This window comes from Blattabacterium cuenoti, from assembly GCF_014251755.1.
Lineage (GTDB): Bacteria > Bacteroidota > Bacteroidia > Flavobacteriales > Blattabacteriaceae > Blattabacterium > Blattabacterium cuenoti_AN.
Genome location: NZ_CP059200.1, coordinates 400,140 through 415,583, shown reverse-complemented (window position 1 = coordinate 415,583; position 15,444 = coordinate 400,140). Strand labels below are relative to the sequence as shown.

Annotated in this window: 26 protein-coding genes; all 26 read left to right on the top strand. The window is 26.6% G+C overall.

The window, feature by feature from the left end:
• Positions 1 to 181 precede the first annotated feature (181 nt).
• The 26 genes from rplM (at position 182) to rplF (ending at position 15,432) form a co-directional block, all read left to right on the top strand.
• Positions 182 to 634, top strand: coding sequence for a 50S ribosomal protein L13 (gene rplM, locus H0H57_RS02040; RefSeq protein WP_185863643.1), 453 nt, complete (start codon positions 182 to 184; stop codon positions 632 to 634).
• A complete protein-coding gene (rpsI, locus tag H0H57_RS02035; RefSeq protein WP_185863642.1) occupies positions 631 to 1,008 on the top strand; it encodes a 30S ribosomal protein S9 in 378 nt (125 codons plus the stop codon). Before rplM ends, rpsI begins: the two co-directional genes overlap by 4 nt.
• Before the next feature lie 12 nt (positions 1,009 to 1,020).
• A complete protein-coding gene (gene rpsB, locus H0H57_RS02030) occupies positions 1,021 to 1,746 on the top strand; it encodes a 30S ribosomal protein S2 (RefSeq protein WP_185863641.1) in 726 nt (241 codons plus the stop codon).
• Complete coding sequence (tsf, locus tag H0H57_RS02025) at positions 1,743 to 2,564, top strand: translation elongation factor Ts (RefSeq protein ID WP_185863640.1); 822 nt, start codon at positions 1,743 to 1,745, stop codon at positions 2,562 to 2,564. Before rpsB ends, tsf begins: the two co-directional genes overlap by 4 nt.
• A gap of 11 nt (positions 2,565 to 2,575) precedes the next feature.
• Positions 2,576 to 4,126 carry a 2,3-bisphosphoglycerate-independent phosphoglycerate mutase gene (gpmI, locus tag H0H57_RS02020; protein ID WP_185863639.1) on the top strand — a complete coding sequence of 517 codons (1,551 nt, stop codon included), beginning with the start codon at positions 2,576 to 2,578 and terminating at the stop codon, positions 4,124 to 4,126.
• Positions 4,127 to 4,133: 7 nt separating this feature from the next.
• Complete coding sequence (gene map / locus H0H57_RS02015; RefSeq protein ID WP_185863638.1) at positions 4,134 to 4,955, top strand: type I methionyl aminopeptidase; 822 nt, start codon at positions 4,134 to 4,136, stop codon at positions 4,953 to 4,955.
• 67 nt (positions 4,956 to 5,022) lie between these two features.
• Positions 5,023 to 5,400 carry a 30S ribosomal protein S12 gene (rpsL, locus tag H0H57_RS02010; RefSeq protein ID WP_185863637.1) on the top strand — a complete coding sequence of 126 codons (378 nt, stop codon included), beginning with the start codon at positions 5,023 to 5,025 and terminating at the stop codon, positions 5,398 to 5,400.
• A gap of 7 nt (positions 5,401 to 5,407) precedes the next feature.
• Positions 5,408 to 5,884 carry a 30S ribosomal protein S7 gene (gene rpsG, locus H0H57_RS02005; protein WP_185863636.1) on the top strand — a complete coding sequence of 159 codons (477 nt, stop codon included), beginning with the start codon at positions 5,408 to 5,410 and terminating at the stop codon, positions 5,882 to 5,884.
• A 6-nt stretch (positions 5,885 to 5,890) separates the two neighbouring features.
• On the top strand, positions 5,891 to 8,017 hold the full coding sequence (gene fusA / locus H0H57_RS02000; RefSeq protein ID WP_185863635.1) for an elongation factor G: 2,127 nt from the start codon (positions 5,891 to 5,893) through the stop codon (positions 8,015 to 8,017).
• A gap of 6 nt (positions 8,018 to 8,023) precedes the next feature.
• Positions 8,024 to 8,329, top strand: coding sequence for a 30S ribosomal protein S10 (gene rpsJ / locus H0H57_RS01995; RefSeq protein WP_185863634.1), 306 nt, complete (start codon positions 8,024 to 8,026; stop codon positions 8,327 to 8,329).
• Between the two features lie 4 nt (positions 8,330 to 8,333).
• Positions 8,334 to 8,960 carry a 50S ribosomal protein L3 gene (gene rplC, locus H0H57_RS01990; RefSeq protein WP_185863633.1) on the top strand — a complete coding sequence of 209 codons (627 nt, stop codon included), beginning with the start codon at positions 8,334 to 8,336 and terminating at the stop codon, positions 8,958 to 8,960.
• Positions 8,957 to 9,589: a 50S ribosomal protein L4 gene (rplD, locus tag H0H57_RS01985; protein WP_185863632.1), complete on the top strand. Its 633-nt coding sequence runs from the start codon at positions 8,957 to 8,959 to the stop codon at positions 9,587 to 9,589. The genes rplC and rplD overlap by 4 nt, the downstream gene beginning before the upstream one ends.
• An 11-nt stretch (positions 9,590 to 9,600) precedes the next feature.
• Positions 9,601 to 9,891 (top strand): 50S ribosomal protein L23, encoded by a 291-nt coding sequence (locus H0H57_RS01980; protein ID WP_185863631.1) that lies wholly within the window; start codon positions 9,601 to 9,603, stop codon positions 9,889 to 9,891.
• 3 nt (positions 9,892 to 9,894) lie between these two features.
• On the top strand, positions 9,895 to 10,719 hold the full coding sequence (gene rplB, locus H0H57_RS01975) for a 50S ribosomal protein L2 (protein ID WP_185863630.1): 825 nt from the start codon (positions 9,895 to 9,897) through the stop codon (positions 10,717 to 10,719).
• Between the two features lie 12 nt (positions 10,720 to 10,731).
• Complete coding sequence (gene rpsS / locus H0H57_RS01970) at positions 10,732 to 11,016, top strand: 30S ribosomal protein S19 (protein WP_185863629.1); 285 nt, start codon at positions 10,732 to 10,734, stop codon at positions 11,014 to 11,016.
• A 6-nt stretch (positions 11,017 to 11,022) separates the two neighbouring features.
• The gene (locus tag H0H57_RS01965; RefSeq protein WP_185863628.1) at positions 11,023 to 11,394 is read left to right on the top strand and encodes a large ribosomal subunit protein uL22; all 372 of its coding nucleotides are present in this window, start codon (positions 11,023 to 11,025) and stop codon (positions 11,392 to 11,394) included.
• 2 nt (positions 11,395 to 11,396) lie between these two features.
• Positions 11,397 to 12,101, top strand: coding sequence for a 30S ribosomal protein S3 (gene rpsC / locus H0H57_RS01960; protein ID WP_185863627.1), 705 nt, complete (start codon positions 11,397 to 11,399; stop codon positions 12,099 to 12,101).
• A 37-nt stretch (positions 12,102 to 12,138) separates the two neighbouring features.
• A complete protein-coding gene (gene rplP, locus H0H57_RS01955) occupies positions 12,139 to 12,558 on the top strand; it encodes a 50S ribosomal protein L16 (protein WP_185863626.1) in 420 nt (139 codons plus the stop codon).
• A complete protein-coding gene (gene rpmC, locus H0H57_RS01950; RefSeq protein ID WP_185863625.1) occupies positions 12,555 to 12,743 on the top strand; it encodes a 50S ribosomal protein L29 in 189 nt (62 codons plus the stop codon). Before rplP ends, rpmC begins: the two co-directional genes overlap by 4 nt.
• Positions 12,743 to 13,018 (top strand): 30S ribosomal protein S17, encoded by a 276-nt coding sequence (gene rpsQ / locus H0H57_RS01945; protein WP_185864091.1) that lies wholly within the window; start codon positions 12,743 to 12,745, stop codon positions 13,016 to 13,018. Before rpmC ends, rpsQ begins: the two co-directional genes overlap by 1 nt.
• 2 nt (positions 13,019 to 13,020) lie before the next feature.
• On the top strand, positions 13,021 to 13,392 hold the full coding sequence (gene rplN, locus H0H57_RS01940) for a 50S ribosomal protein L14 (protein WP_185863624.1): 372 nt from the start codon (positions 13,021 to 13,023) through the stop codon (positions 13,390 to 13,392).
• A gap of 11 nt (positions 13,393 to 13,403) precedes the next feature.
• Entirely contained in the window at positions 13,404 to 13,628 is a 225-nt protein-coding gene (gene rplX / locus H0H57_RS01935) for a 50S ribosomal protein L24 (protein WP_185863623.1), read from the top strand.
• 8 nt (positions 13,629 to 13,636) lie between these two features.
• Complete coding sequence (gene rplE, locus H0H57_RS01930; protein WP_185863622.1) at positions 13,637 to 14,197, top strand: 50S ribosomal protein L5; 561 nt, start codon at positions 13,637 to 13,639, stop codon at positions 14,195 to 14,197.
• Positions 14,190 to 14,459: a 30S ribosomal protein S14 gene (gene rpsN, locus H0H57_RS01925; RefSeq protein WP_185863621.1), complete on the top strand. Its 270-nt coding sequence runs from the start codon at positions 14,190 to 14,192 to the stop codon at positions 14,457 to 14,459. The genes rplE and rpsN overlap by 8 nt, the downstream gene beginning before the upstream one ends.
• Positions 14,460 to 14,474: 15 nt before the next feature.
• Positions 14,475 to 14,858 carry a 30S ribosomal protein S8 gene (rpsH, locus tag H0H57_RS01920; RefSeq protein ID WP_317168241.1) on the top strand — a complete coding sequence of 128 codons (384 nt, stop codon included), beginning with the start codon at positions 14,475 to 14,477 and terminating at the stop codon, positions 14,856 to 14,858.
• 28 nt (positions 14,859 to 14,886) lie between these two features.
• On the top strand, positions 14,887 to 15,432 hold the full coding sequence (rplF, locus tag H0H57_RS01915; RefSeq protein WP_185863620.1) for a 50S ribosomal protein L6: 546 nt from the start codon (positions 14,887 to 14,889) through the stop codon (positions 15,430 to 15,432).
• Positions 15,433 to 15,444 lie beyond the last annotated feature (12 nt).

The following is a 15,444-nucleotide window of genomic DNA, read 5'->3' as shown; positions in this document are numbered from 1 at the left end:
TTTTCATATGTTAATTTCATTCAATAGCACTCCAATCATTATGCCATAATGAAAATAAAACCCTATATAAATAAAGGGAAGAAAAAGTATGACAATAAAAAGCTTTCATAAAAAAAGTTTTTTATGACAAAAAGTCATTTGTTAAAATTTCTTATATTGATATTGATAAAATCAAATAAATATGAATTTCTTGAGTTTTAAAACGATTTCAGTTAAAAAAAGATTTTACGAAAAATCTTGGATAATAATAGATGCAAAAAATCAAATTTTGGGAAGATTATCCACTAAAATTGCTTGTATTATAATGGGAAAACATAAACCTTTTTTTTCTCCTCATATAAATTGTGGAGATCATGTTATCGTTATTAATTCTAATAAAATTAAACTTACTGGAAAAAAATGGAAGGACAAAAAATATATTCATTATACTGGTTATCCCGGTGGTCAAAAAATAATTTCTATTCAAAATTTATTGAATAAAGATTCAAGATCTATAATATATAAATCAGTAAAAGGAATGTTACCTAAAAATCGTTTAGGACGATTGATTTTTAAAAATTTACATGTATATCCAAAATCAGAACATAAACATAAAGCTCAAAAACCTATTTCATTGAAATTAAAAAATTTATGATCCATACTATAGGAAGAAGAAAAAGATCTCTTGCACGCATTTATTTAAGAACAGGAAACGGGTTAATAATTATTAATTCTATAAAATTATACCAATATTTTCCAAAATATCTTCATCCAAAAATACTCTATCCTATAGAGATAGTGAATAAAATGGGACAATTTGATATTAATGCAAAAGTTTTTGGAGGAGGATTCAATGGTCAATCGGAAGCAATTCGTCTTGCTATATCTCGTGCACTTTGTCTGTTTGATATAAAAAATAGAAAAAAACTAAAATCTGAAGGATTGTTGACACGTGATTCTAGAGAAGTAGAAAGGAAAAAATTTGGACAGAAAAAAGCAAGAAAAAAATATCAATTTTCAAAACGTTAAAATAAAATTAGTATGGAAATCAATACTCAAGATTTATTAAAAGCTGGGGTTCATTTTGGACATATTGCACGAAAATGGAATCCTAACATGCGTTCTTTCATTTTTATGAAAAAAGGAGGAATTCATATCATAGATTTAGCAAAAACAATTTCAAAGTTAGAGGAAGCTTGTCATGAGTTAAAAAAAATAGCAAAAAACGGAAAAAAAATATTATTAGTAGGAACAAAAGCTCAAGCTAGAGAAAAAATTTCCTTTTATGCAAAAAATATCAATATGCCTTGTATAACAGAAAGATGGTTAGGGGGTTTGCTCACAAATTTTACAACGATTCGTAAATCTGTAAAAAAAATGAACAATATAGAAAAAATGAAAAAGAACGGAACTTTCTATACTTTGTCCAAAAAAGAGAGATTATTAATTGATAGATTATATGCAAAATTATATAAAAATTTAGGAAGTATTTCAAATATGACCCATATACCAGGTGGTATTTTTTTGGTAGATCCAAATAAAGAAAAAATAGCTCTAACTGAGGCTAAAAAACTAAGAATTCCTATTTTTGCTATGGTAGATACAAATACGAATCCTCATGATATTCAATATCCTATTCCTTCTAATGATGATTCTTCTAAATCCATAGATATTATTTTGAAATTTGTGTCAAAAGCAATTCAACATGGAATTTCTATTAATAAAAATGAACGTGAAAATAAAAATTTTGTAAATAAAAAATTATGAAAATTTCCATACAAGAAATTTCTAAACTTAGAAAAATAACAGGAATTGGAATTATGGATTGCAAAAAAGCATTGATTCAATCTAAAGGAAATGTGAATAAAGCTATCCGTGTATTACGAAAAAAAGGAGCTAAAATAGCAATGAATCGTTCATCCTATAAAATGAAAGATGGTGCTATTATTTCTTCTGTAAATTTTAATTATTCTTGTGGAACAATCATAGGAATTAGTTGTGAAACTGATTTTTTATCTAAAAGTTCTGAATTTTTGAATTTTTTGTCCATACTTTCGAAACAATCATTGTTATTTAATAATAAGACTGATTTTTTATCTAGTTCGTATGATGAGTACGGAAGTATACAGAAAATGATTGTAAATTACATGGGAGTTGTAGGAGAAAAATTAGAATTAAAAATTTTTGAAAAAATAGATTCTCCATTTGTGATGAATTATACTCATAATACTAATAATAAAATAGCAACATTAGTTGGTTTTTCTAAAAAAATAAACAATATATCTATAGCTAAGAATATAGCAATGCATATAGCTGCTATGAATCCTATAGCTATTCATGAAAAAGAAATACCCCATTCATTAATAGATGAAGAAATTGATCTTATTGAAGATCAAATTCAAATAAAAAATAAATCTGATTCTATAAAAAAAAATATAATTCAGGGAAAAATTAAAAAATTTATATTAGAAAATACTCTTCTTAATCAAAAATTTATAAAAGAGGACAAGATCACTGTTCAAGAATATTTAGATAGACATGATAAAAATTTAAAAATAAATCTTTTTAAGAGAATTAGTATTTAAATAAAAATTGAATGAAAAAATCAATATTAATAATTTTGGATGGTTGGGGTTTATCTTCTTATAAAAATCATTATTTTTCTGCAATAGAACAAGCTTTTACTCCATTTATTGATTTTTGTTCTAAAAATTTTCCTTATAGTAAATTAAAAGCATCAGGATGTGATGTTGGATTACCTGAGGGACAAGTAGGAAATTCAGAAGTGGGACATATAAATTTAGGATCTGGACGAAAGGTTATTCAAAGTTTGGAGAAAATTAATAATTCTATAAAAAACGATTTGTTTCTAAAAAAAATAAATGTTTTTTTTGATGAAATTTTTTTTTCTAAAAAAAGAATTCATTTTATTGGATTATTATCTGATGGAGGTGTTCATTCACATATGAATCATCTTTTTTATTTGCTTAAAATAGCTCATAGAAAAAAAATAAAAGATGTTTTTATACATGTTTTTACAGATGGAAGAGATTCTTCTACAACAGGAAGTATTCTTTATATAAAAAAACTTTTGAATGTCACTGAACAATATGTTGGAAAATTGTCATCTGTTATCGGAAGATATTATTCAATGGACCGTAATCATAAGTGGGACAGAACTAAAAAAGCATATGACGCCATGGTTTATTCAAAAGGAATTTTGACTAAGAATATCATTTCTTCGATAGAAGAATTTTATAATAATGGAGTAACAGATGAATTTCTATTTCCTTTAATCATTGTTGATGAAAATGAGTCCCCCATTTCCAGAATTGAAAATGGAGATGTTGTTTTTTGTTTTAATTTTCGTCCTGATCGTTCCAGACAAATTACAGAACTTTTTACAAAAAACAATATTTTTTTTCCAGAAATGAAAAAATTAAGTTTATCTTATTATATAACTATGACTTGTTTTAATCCTAAATATAAAGGGGTTCATGTTCTTTTTGAGAAAGAATATTTGTCAGATACTTTAGGGGAAATTTTAGAAAAAGAAGGAAAACAACAAATACGTATAGCTGAAACAGAAAAATATCCACATGTTACTTTTTTTTTCTCAGGAGGAAGAGAAAAACCTTTTCATAGAGAAACAAGAATTTTATGTGAATCTCCTAACGTTTCTACTTATGATTTAAAACCTGAAATGAGTGCAGAAAATATTGTAAAAAAAATTATTCCTGAATTGAAAAGAAAACAGTCAGATTTTATTTGTATAAATTTTGCAAATCCAGATATGGTGGGACATAGCGGTAAAATAAAAGAAACAATACAAGCATGTGAATTTGTTGATAAATGTGTAAAAGATTGCTCTGAAGAAGCTATAAGGAATTCATATACAGTTATTATAGTAGGAGATCATGGAAATGCAGACTGTATGATCAATTTAGATGGAACTCCTCATACAGCTCATACTACATCTCCAGTTCCTTTTATTCTTTTAGATCAAGATATAAAAAAACAAAATTTTTTTCTAAAAGAGGAAGGAAAATTATCAGATGTAGCTCCTACTATTTTACAATTAATGGGACTTCCTATTCCTAAAATTATGAATGGAACTTCTATGATCATAAAAAATTATAAATTTTAATTTCATTTTGATACAATTAAAAACTATTGAAGAAATAATTTTAATTAAAAAAAGTGCTTTTTTAGCTTCTAAAACATTAGGGATGTTAGCTAAAGAAGTAAAACCAGGAATTCATACTCTTTATTTAGATAAACTTGCAGAAAGTTTTATTCGTGATCATGGTGGAAAACCAGCTTTTTTAGGATTATATAATTTTCCGAATACTTTATGCGTTTCTCCAAATAATCAAGTAGTACATGGGATTCCTAATAAAGATTTTTTATCTGAAGGGGATATATTATCTATAGATTGTGGAGTTTATATGAATGGATTTTATGGAGAACATGCTTATACTTTTGAGGTGGGAAAAGTATCTTGTGATACAAAAAAATTTTTAGAATGTTCTAAAAAATCCCTTTATATTGGAATATCCAATTGTAAATATGGAAACAATGTTGGAGATATAGGTTATTCGATCCAATCTTATGTTGAAAAAAATGGATATAATGTGGTAAAAAATCTTGTAGGTCATGGATTGGGAAAAAACATGCATGAAGATCCAAAAATACCCAATTTTGGAAAAAAAGGAAAAGGTTTTAAATTAAAAGAAGGATTAGTTATTTCTATAGAACCAATGGTAAACATTGGTTCATCTGAAATCGTTTTTCATAAAGATGGATGGACAATTACTACTTTAGATAATAAAAATTCATCTCATTATGAACATAATGTGGCGATTGTAGATGGATTACCTTGTTTACTTTCAACTTTTCGTTATATTTATAAAGAACTTAATATAAAATCATTAGAAGAAGATTCTTTTCAAAATAAAAAAATTCATAATATTTAATATTAATGAATTTTACAGTTTTGTAATTTATTATTAAATAACATAATTTGCATTTTAAATATAGGATATGCCTACTATACAGCAATTAATAAGAAAAGGAAGAAACTCCGTTTTTAAAAAGCGGAAATCTGTAGCTTTAGAATTTTGTCCTCAAAAAAGAGGAGTCTGTACTAGAGTTTATACTACTACACCAAAAAAACCAAACTCCGCTATGCGAAAAGTCGCTCGTGTTCGTTTTACCAACGGTAGGGAAGTAATTAGTTATATTACAGGAGAAGGACATAATCTTCAAGAACATTCCATTGTATTAGTTAAAGGAGGAAGAGTAAAGGATTTACCAGGTGTGAAATATAAAATAGTACGGGGGGCTAGGGATGCAGCTGGAGTTAATGGAAGAAAAAAAAGTAGAAGTAAATATGGAGCTAAAATAACTAAAAAAGATTAAACTATTAATGAGAAAAGTTAAAAAAAAAGAAAAAGTATATTTTCCTGATCCTAAATTTCATGAACCTTTAGTAACACGTTTTGTGAATCATTTAATGAAAAATGGTAAAAAAAATATAGCTTATAATATATTTTACAATGCTATGGATAAAATAGATATAATAAAGGAAAAAGAAGAAAAGTCTGCATTAGAAATATGGAAAGAAGGATTAAAAAATGTTATGCCTCATGTAGAAGTGAGAAATCGTCGTATAGGAGGATCTAATATTCAAATTCCTGTTCCTATTTCTTCTAATAATAAAATTACAAAAGCAATGAAATTGTTAATAGCTAGTGCTTCTACTAGAAATGAAAAGACGATGGCTCATAAATTGGCATATGAAACATGGGATGCTTTTCATGAACAAGGTGAAGCTGTGAAAAGAAAAGAAAATATTCATAAAATGGCAGAAGCTAATAAAGCCTTTTCGCATTTTAGATTTTAGTTATGTATGGAAAAAGATTTAAAATATACAAGAAATATAGGAATTGCAGCGCATATTGATGCGGGAAAAACTACTACTACAGAAAGAATTTTGTTTTATACAGGAATTAATCACAAAATAGGAGAAGTTCATGATGGAGCGGCTACTATGGATTGGATGAAACAAGAGCAAGAACGTGGAATAACTATTACTTCTGCAGCTACATGTTGTGAATGGATGTATAATAAGAGAAAATATCAAATTAATATTATAGATACTCCAGGTCATGTAGATTTTACTGTAGAAGTAGAAAGATCTATGAGAATTTTGGATGGAATGGTCGTTTTATTTAGTGCAGTAGATGGAGTAGAACCTCAATCTGAAACTATATGGAGACAAGCAGATAAATATGAGATTCCTAGAATAGCTTTTGTAAATAAAATGGATCGTCAAGGTGCTGATTTTTTTAATGTTTGTTCTCAAATACGAAAAATTTTAGGAGCAAATTCAATTCCTATCCAAATTCCTATTGGAATTGGAGATAATTTTAAAGGAGTCATAGATTTAATTGAAAATAAATCTATTATATGGGATGAAAAAAATTATGGAATGACATATTATAAGATTCCTATTCCAGAAAATATGAAAAATATAGTTTGTGATTATCGAAATCAACTTCTTGAAACGTTATCTGAACATGATGATGTAATCATGGAAAAATTTTTATATGGAAAGGAAAATTATTCTTCTCTTTCGAAAGATGAAATTATTTTTTCTTTACGAGAAAATACCATAAAAATGAATGTTATTCCTATTTTATGTGGATCTTCTTTTAAGAATAAAGGAGTTCAAGCTATACTGGATGCTATATGTAAGTATTTACCTTCTCCTCTTGAAGTAAAAGATATAGTGGGCGTCAATCCTGTAAATCAAAAGAAAGAAAAAAGAAAACCTAGTGAAAATGAACCTTTTTCTGCTTTGGCATTTAAAATTGCAAGTGATCCTTTTGTTGGTAGATTGGCTTTTTTTAGAGTTTATTCTGGAAAAATAGAATCAGGTTCTTATAGTTTTAATGCTAGATCAGGAAATAAAGAACGAATATCTAGGATATATCAAATGCATGCGAATAAACAAAATCCAGTAAATAAAATTGGAGCTGGAGATATAGCTGCGGTAGTAGGGTTCAAAGATATAAAAACAGGTGATACTTTGTGTGATGAAAAATATCCAATTTTGTTGGAAACAATATTATTTCCTGAACCAGTAATTGGGTTAGCTATTGAGCCTAAATATAAATCGGATATAGATAAAATAAGTTTTGCTTTATCGAAATTAATGGAAGAAGATCCTACTTTTCAAGTAAGAATAGATAATCATACAGGTCAAACTATTATTTCTGGTATGGGTGAACTTCATTTGGAAATTATTGTGGATAGAATGAAACGAGAGTTTAAAGTAGAAGTTAATCAGGGTAAGCCTCAAGTAGAATATAAAGAAGCTCTAACGGATTTAGTAGAACATAGAGAAATTTATAAAAAACAAACAGGAGGTAGAGGAAAATATGCGGATATATTATTTAGATTGGAACCCGGAAATATAGGTCAAACCGGATTAGTTTTTATTAATAAAATAAAAGGAGGAAATATACCCAAAGAATATATTTCTTCTATAGAAAAGGGATGTAAAGAAATGATGAAAAATGGTCCTTTATCTGGATATGAAATAGATAGTGCTAAAGTTACTGTTTTAGATGGATCTTATCATTCTGTTGATTCTGATCAACTATCTTTTGAATTAGCAGGAAAATTAGGTTTTAGAAAAGCTGCTAAGAAAACTAACCCTATTTTATTAGAACCAATTATGAAATTGGAAGTTCTTATTCCAGAAGAAAATATGGGAGATATAATAGGAGATTTAAATCGTAGAAGAGGAATTGTACAAAATATGAGTAGTAAAAATAATATAAAAGCAATTCAGGCTTTAGTTCCATTATCAGAAATGTTTGGATATGTTACTGTATTACGAACACTTTCTTCTGGTAGAGGGACTTCTGTTATGGAATTTTCTCATTATGATTCAGTTCCTGAAACGGTGATAGAAAATATAATTATAGAAAATAAAAAGCAAAAAAAAAATAATGGCAGAAAAAATTGATATACTATGGGTCATGATATAAAAATTAAATTAAAATCTTATGATTATAATTTATTAGACAAATCAGCCGAAAAAATTGTAAATTCCGTTCTTCCCACAGGAGTTATATTAAACGGACCAGTTCCTTTGCCTACTGAAAAAAAAATATTTACAGTTTTACGTTCTCCTCATGTAAATAAGAAATCAAGAGAACAATTTTTTCTTCCTACTCATAAAAGACTTTTACAAATTCATAACGCTTCATCTAAAACAGTAGATGCTTTAATGAAATTGGAATTGCCCAGTGGAGTGGAAGCAGAAATAAAAGTATAAAAATATGAATGGATTAATAGGAAAAAATATAGGAATGACTAAGATATTTCTAGAAAATGGTGAACATGTTCCATGTACACTTATTCAAGTAGGCCCTTGTTATATTGTTCAAATAAAAACGATAAAAAATGATGGTTATTCTTCTATTCAATTGGGAATAGATGATTTAAAAGTTATAAAAACTAATAAATCTTTATTTAGTCATTTTAAAAAAGCAGGATTATCTCCGAAAAAAAAATTGTTGGAATTTAAAATGAATAAAGTATCTAATTTTGTTTTGGGTGATTTGATCAAAATTGATCTTTTCAAAGAAGGAGAATTAGTAAACGTAAAAGGAATTTCTAAAGGAAAAGGGTTCCAAGGTGTAATTAAAAGACATAATTTTTCAGGAGTAGGAGAAAAAACTCATGGACAACATAATCGTTTGAGAGCTCCAGGATCAATAGGAGCTGGATCTGATCCATCACGTGTTTTTAAAGGAAAAAAAATGGCTGGAAAAATGGGAAAAAAAAACGTAACTATTAAAAATTTAAAAATATTGAAAATAGAAATAAATCACAATCTTATGATTTTAAAAGGTTCAGTTCCAGGAAATAAAAATTCATATTTAATGATTCAAAAAAAAGAATGAAATTAAAAATTTTAGATATTCAAGGAAATGATACTGATAAAAAAATAGAGTTTCACGAAACTATTTTTTTTAAAAAATCTTATAATCATTCTTTGTATTTAGAGATAAAAAGATATTTATTAGCTCAACGTCAAGGAACACATAAGTCTAAAGAAAGAGGAGAGGTATCTGGAAGTACTAAAAAATTACATAGACAGAAAGGAACTGGAGGCTCTAGAAAAGGAGACATAAAAAATCCTATTTTTAGAGGAGGGGGAAGAGTTTTTGGTCCTAAACCAAGAAAATATTTAACAAAATTAAATAAACGTACTAAAAATATAGTCAGAAAATTTCTTATAGAACAAAAATTAGTACGTAATAAAATTTTAATTATAGAAAATTTAAAATTAAATATTCCAAAAACTAAATTTTTTTTAAAATTATTAAAATCTTTACAATTAGAAAATAAAAAATCATTAATGGTAATTGGAGAAACAAACAAAAACTTATATTTATCTTCTAGAAATTTAAATAATTTTAAGTTATTAAGTATAAATGAATTAGATTGTTTTTCATTGATAAAATTTTCGTATATTATTTTTTCTGAAGATTCCATACATAAGATGTATCAATTTTTATCTATACACTAATAAAAATAAATATGATTTTAATAAAACCTTTTATCACAGAAAAATCTTATAAAAAAAATAAATATAACTGTTATACTTTTTCTGTAGATATAAATTGCAATAAAATTCAAATTCAAAAAAGAATAAATAAATTATTTGGATTTTCTGTAAAAAATATTAGAACAATGATTTATCCTAGAAAAAACAAATCTAAGTATACTAAAAAAGGGTTTCTTTATGGAAGAACTAATAAAATAAAAAAAGCTATTGTTCAATTTTTTGAAAATCAAAAAATTGATTTTTTAAACAAAGAAGAATTTTAATTAATGTCAATAAAAAAGTTAAAACCTATAACACCTGGTCAACGTTTTAGAATTGTAAATTGTTTTGATCAACTTACAAAGTGGAATTCCGAAAAGACTTTGGTAAAAGGAAAGTGTAAATCTGGAGGTAGAAATAATATAGGTCGTATGACTATGCGTTATATTGGAGGTGGACATAAAAAAAAATATAGAAAAATAGATTTTAAAAGAAAAAAATTTGGAATTTCTGCTATTATTAAATCTATAGAATATGATCCTAATCGGTCTTGTTTTATATCCTTACTTCATTATAAAGATGGGGAAAAAAGATATATTGTATCAATGGAAGGATTTAAAGTAGGAAAAAAAGTAATTTCCGGAAAAAATATACCTATTAACATAGGAAATTCTACTTTTTTAAGTGAAATCCCTTTAGGAACTAATCTATCCTGTATAGAACTTAACCCAGGACAAGGTGCTAAAATAGCAAGAAGTGCTGGATCTTTTGCTCAATTATTTGCAAAAGATGAAAAATATGCGACAATTAAACTTCCTTCTGGAGAAGTTAGAATGATCATGGTTACTTGTATGGCCACAATTGGAGTTGTTTCTAATTCTGATCATCAATTAGAAACATATGGAAAGGCTGGAAAAAAAAGGAACATAGGAAGGAGACCTAGAACAAGAGGCGTTGCTATGAATCCTGTAGATCATCCAATGGGAGGAGGAGAAGGAAAAGCTTCTGGAGGAATACCTAGAGATAGAAAAGGTAAACCTGCTAAAGGATTTAGAACTCGTTCTAAAAAACGATATTCTAATAAATATATTTTACAAAAAAGAAAGAAATAAATATTTAGAATCATGGCAAGATCTTTGAAAAAAGGACCATTTGTTTCTCACAAATTACATAAAAAAGTATTGAATAATCTAAAATTAGATAAAAAAACGATAATTAAAACTTGGTCTAGGCCTTCCACAATTTTACCCGATTTTGTCGGACAAACTTTTTCTGTTCATAATGGAAAACAATTTATTAATGTATTTATTACGGAAAATATGATTGGTCATAAACTTGGAGAATTTGCTCCTACTCGTATTTTTAGAGGACATGCAGGATCCAAAAATAAATTGAAAACAAAAAATTAGAAAAGAATGAAACAAGAAACGAACATAGTTTCAGCTTCTTTGAATGGAATAAGAAATTCTCCTAGAAAAATGAGATTAATCGCAAATTTAATTAAAAATAAAGAAATTTATCTAGCTTTAGATCTCTTAACTTATAGTAAAAAAAAAAAAATTTCTTTGATTTTCAAAAAATTACTTTTTTCTTTATTATCTAACTGGAAGATAAAACATAATCAATATAATCTTGAACATAAAGAATTCTTATATATAAAAGAAATTAGAGTCAATCAAGGAAAAACCTTAAAAAGATTACGTCCTATTCCTCAAGGAAGAGGACATAGAATAAGGAAAAGATCAAGTAATATTATAGCTTTTTTAGACAAAAAAAGAAAAATATAATTATGGGACAAAAAACAAATCCAATTGTAAATCGACTGGGAATTATAACAGGATGGCAATCTAGTTGGTGTAATAATTACAAAGATAGAATACAAGAAGATTTTAAAGTAAGAAGATATCTAGAAGCTAGATTTCCAAAAGGAATAGTTTCCCGTATTTTTATAGAAAGAACTTTAAAATTTATAACAATTACGATTAGAACATCAAGACCAGCTCTTGTAATAGGAAAAAGAGGAGATGAAGTAGATACAGTAAGAAAAGAATTAAAAAAACTTACTAAAAAAGAAGTGCAAATCAATATTTATGAAGTGAAACGTCCTGAGTTAGATGCTCCACTGATTGCGAAAGGTTTGGTTAGACAACTTGAAAACCGTGTATCTTATAAAAAAGCAATGAAATTATTCATTCTTTCTGCTATAAGAATGAATGCTCAAGGTATAAAAATACAGATTTCTGGAAGACTCAATGGATCAGAAATGGCAAGATGTGAAACTTACAAAGAAGGAAGAATTTCTCTTGGAACTTTTCGTGCAGATGTAGATTATCATATGGCAGTAGCTCATACTGTTTATGGAAGTATAGGAATTAAAGTATGGATAATGAAAGGTGAGGTGTATGGAAAAAGAGAATTAACTCCATTATTAAGAACTCAGAAAAGACAAAAAAGTCATAAATCTTATCATTTGAATAGAAAAAAAAATAAATAAATTTTTATATTTTCTATATGTTTTAAGTATTTAATATATGTTACAACCGAAAAAAACGAAATATAAAAAAAAACAAAAAGGAAGAATTCGTGGAAATGCTAAAAAAGGATTTCTTTTTTCTAGAGGATTGTATGGCATTAAAGCCTTAGAAGGAGCATGGATTACTGCTAGACAATTGGAATCAGCAAGAGTTGCTGCTACAAGATATATGAAAAGAGAAGGAAAATTATGGATTAATATTTTTCCTGACAAACCTGCTACAAAAAAACCACAGGAAGTACGTATGGGAAAAGGAAAAGGTCCTGTTGAATTTTGGGTTTCTGTAGTTAAACCTGGTAGAATATTATTTGAAATAGATGGAGTGGAGATGAATATAGCTAAAGAAGCATTAAGGTTAGCTGCTCAAAAACTTCCTATAAAAGTGAAATTTGTTTTTTCTCATGAAATAAAATTATGAATAATTTAGATATAAAAAAGTTTTCAATTCATGATTTGATGAAAAAAATTAAACAATATCAAAAAGATTATCAAAATATGAAGTTTCATCATCATGTAAAAGCATTAAAAAATCCTATGAAAATTAGATTTCTTAGAAGAAACATTGCTAAATTAAAAACAGAATATAATAAAAGAAACCAATGATGCCTCATCAATCTGAGAAAAAAGCTCGAAATATTCGAAAACAAAGACAAGGAATAGTTATAAGTGATAAAATGAACAAAACTGTTGTTGTATATGAAATTAAAAAAGTAAAACATAGATATTATGGAAAAAGTATCACGAAAAAAAAAAAATATATGGTTCATGATGAAAAAAATATGTCTAAAAATGGAGATAAAGTCAGTATTATGGAAACACGTCCTATGAGTAAAAAAAAGTCTTGGAGATTAGTTTCTATATTGAAAAAATATGATTGATAATGTTACAGCAAGAATCTAGATGTAAAGTATCGGATAATACAGGAGCTAAAGAAGTTTTAATTATTAGGGTATTAGGTGGGACTAGAAGAAGATATGCTTCATTGGGTGATATTGTTGTAGTTACTGTAAAAGTGGCTGTTTCTGGAGGAAATATAGTAAAAAAAGGACAAGTTTGTAAAGCTATAGTGATCAGAACAAAAAGTAGAACTAGAAGAAAAGACGGATCTTACATAAGTTTTGATGATAATGCTTGTGTATTAATTAATGCTTCTGGAGAAATAATGGGAACAAGAGTTTTTGGTCCAGTGGCAAGAGAACTTAGAGAAAAAGAATATATGAAAATTATTTCTTTAGCACAAGAAGTTTTATAAAAATGTTTTTTATGAAAAAAAAAATAAAAAAAGAAGACAAAGTATTGGTTTTTTCAGGAAATTATAAGGGAACTGAAGGTGTAATTGTTAAAATTTTTTCAAAAAAAAATAAGGCTATTATACGTGGAATAAATATGATTAAAAGACATACTAAACCGACTCCAAAAAAACCTAAAGGTGGAATTATAGAAAAAGAAGCCCCTATACATTTATCTAATTTGAAAAAAATTAATTAGAATCAAATATGATTTATCAATCAAAGTTTCAAAAACTTTACAAAGAAAAAATAATTCCTATTTTGATAAAAAAATTTGGGTATCGTTCTATTATGGAAGTTCCTAGACTAAAAAAAATAGTTATTCATCAAGGTGTAGGTTCGTATGTTTTTGATAAAAAAATCATAGATTATTCTATGAATGAAATAACAAATATTACAGGACAAAAAGCTATTTTTTGTTATTCTAAACATGATGAATCAGGATTCAAACTTAGAAAAGGGATGCCGATAGGAGTTAAAGTGACCTTGAGGAGAATAAGGATGTACGAATTTTTGGAAAGACTTATTGTTGTTTCTTTACCTAGAGTGAGGGATTTTAATGGAGTAAAAAAAAATAGTTTTGATAATTATGGAAATTATAATATGGGGATCATAGAACAAGTGATTTATCCTGAAATAAATATTGATAAAATTAAAAAAAATATGGGAATGAATATAACATTTGTTACTTCTACAAAAAAAAACGAGGAAGCTGAAAGTCTTTTATCTTTGTTTGGAATACCTTTTAAAAAAAATACAAATGGCTAAAGAATCTGTTAAAGCAAGACAAAGGAAAAGAGAAAAAATGGTTTTAAAATATGAAAATAAAAGAAAATCTTTAAAAAAGGCTGGAAATTATGAATTATTACAAAAATTGCCAAGGAACGCTTCTCCTGTTCGATTAAAAAATCGGTGTTCTATTACTGGAAGATGTAGAGGATATATGCGTCAGTTTGGAGTATCTCGTATTGTTTTTAGAAATTTGGTTTCTCAAGGACTTATTCCAGGAGTCAAAAAAGCAAGTTGGTAACGAAAAATATGTATTATGGATGTAATAGCTGATTTTTTAACTAGGGTTCGAAATGCTAGTTTCGTCAAACACAAACTTATTGAAGTTCCGTTTTCTAATATAAAAAAAGAAATTGTTCGTGTTTTATTAGAAAATGGATATATTCTAGATTATAGAATAGAAAAAAATCAAAAAATAATTAAAATAGCTTTAAAATATTATAAAGAAAATATTTCTGTTATTCATAAAATTATTAGAATTAGTAGACCAGGATTAAGAAAATATTGTAAATATAAAAATATACCTAGAGTATTGAATGGGTTAGGGATTGCTATTATTTCCACTTCTAGTGGAATTATAACAGATAAACAAGCAAAAAAGAAAAAAATAGGAGGAGAAATATTATGTTATGTATATTGATTATTATTAATTGGTAAAAAGTTAAAAAATGTCGAGAATTGGAAAAAAACCTATTATTATTCCTAATAATGTAAATCTGAAAATTATTGATCACGAAATATTCGTAACAGGTTTTTTGGGAAAATTAAGTCAGAAAATTTCAAAACAATTTCAATTAAATTTAGATCATAATCAATTATTAATTATTAGAAATCAGGAAGATAAAAAATCTAAATCTTTGCATGGATTATATCATGTGTTAATTAAAAATATGATTATAGGAGTTTCAAAAGGATTTCAAAAAAAATTGGAATTAATAGGAATTGGATATAGAGCTTATTATAATGAAGAAATTTTAGATTTAGATTTAGGTTTTTCTCATAATATTATGATGCAACTTCCTAAAGAAATAAATGTAGAAATTCAATCTGAAAAAGGAAAAAATTATATTGTTATTTTAAAATCTTATGACAAACAATTATTGGGTATAATAGCGGCAAAAATTAGATCTTTCAGAGTACCAGAACCCTATAAAGGAAAAGGAATAAGATATTTTGGAGAAGAAGTTAGAAGAAAAACAGGAAAATCCGCTTAAAAATAATTTTAA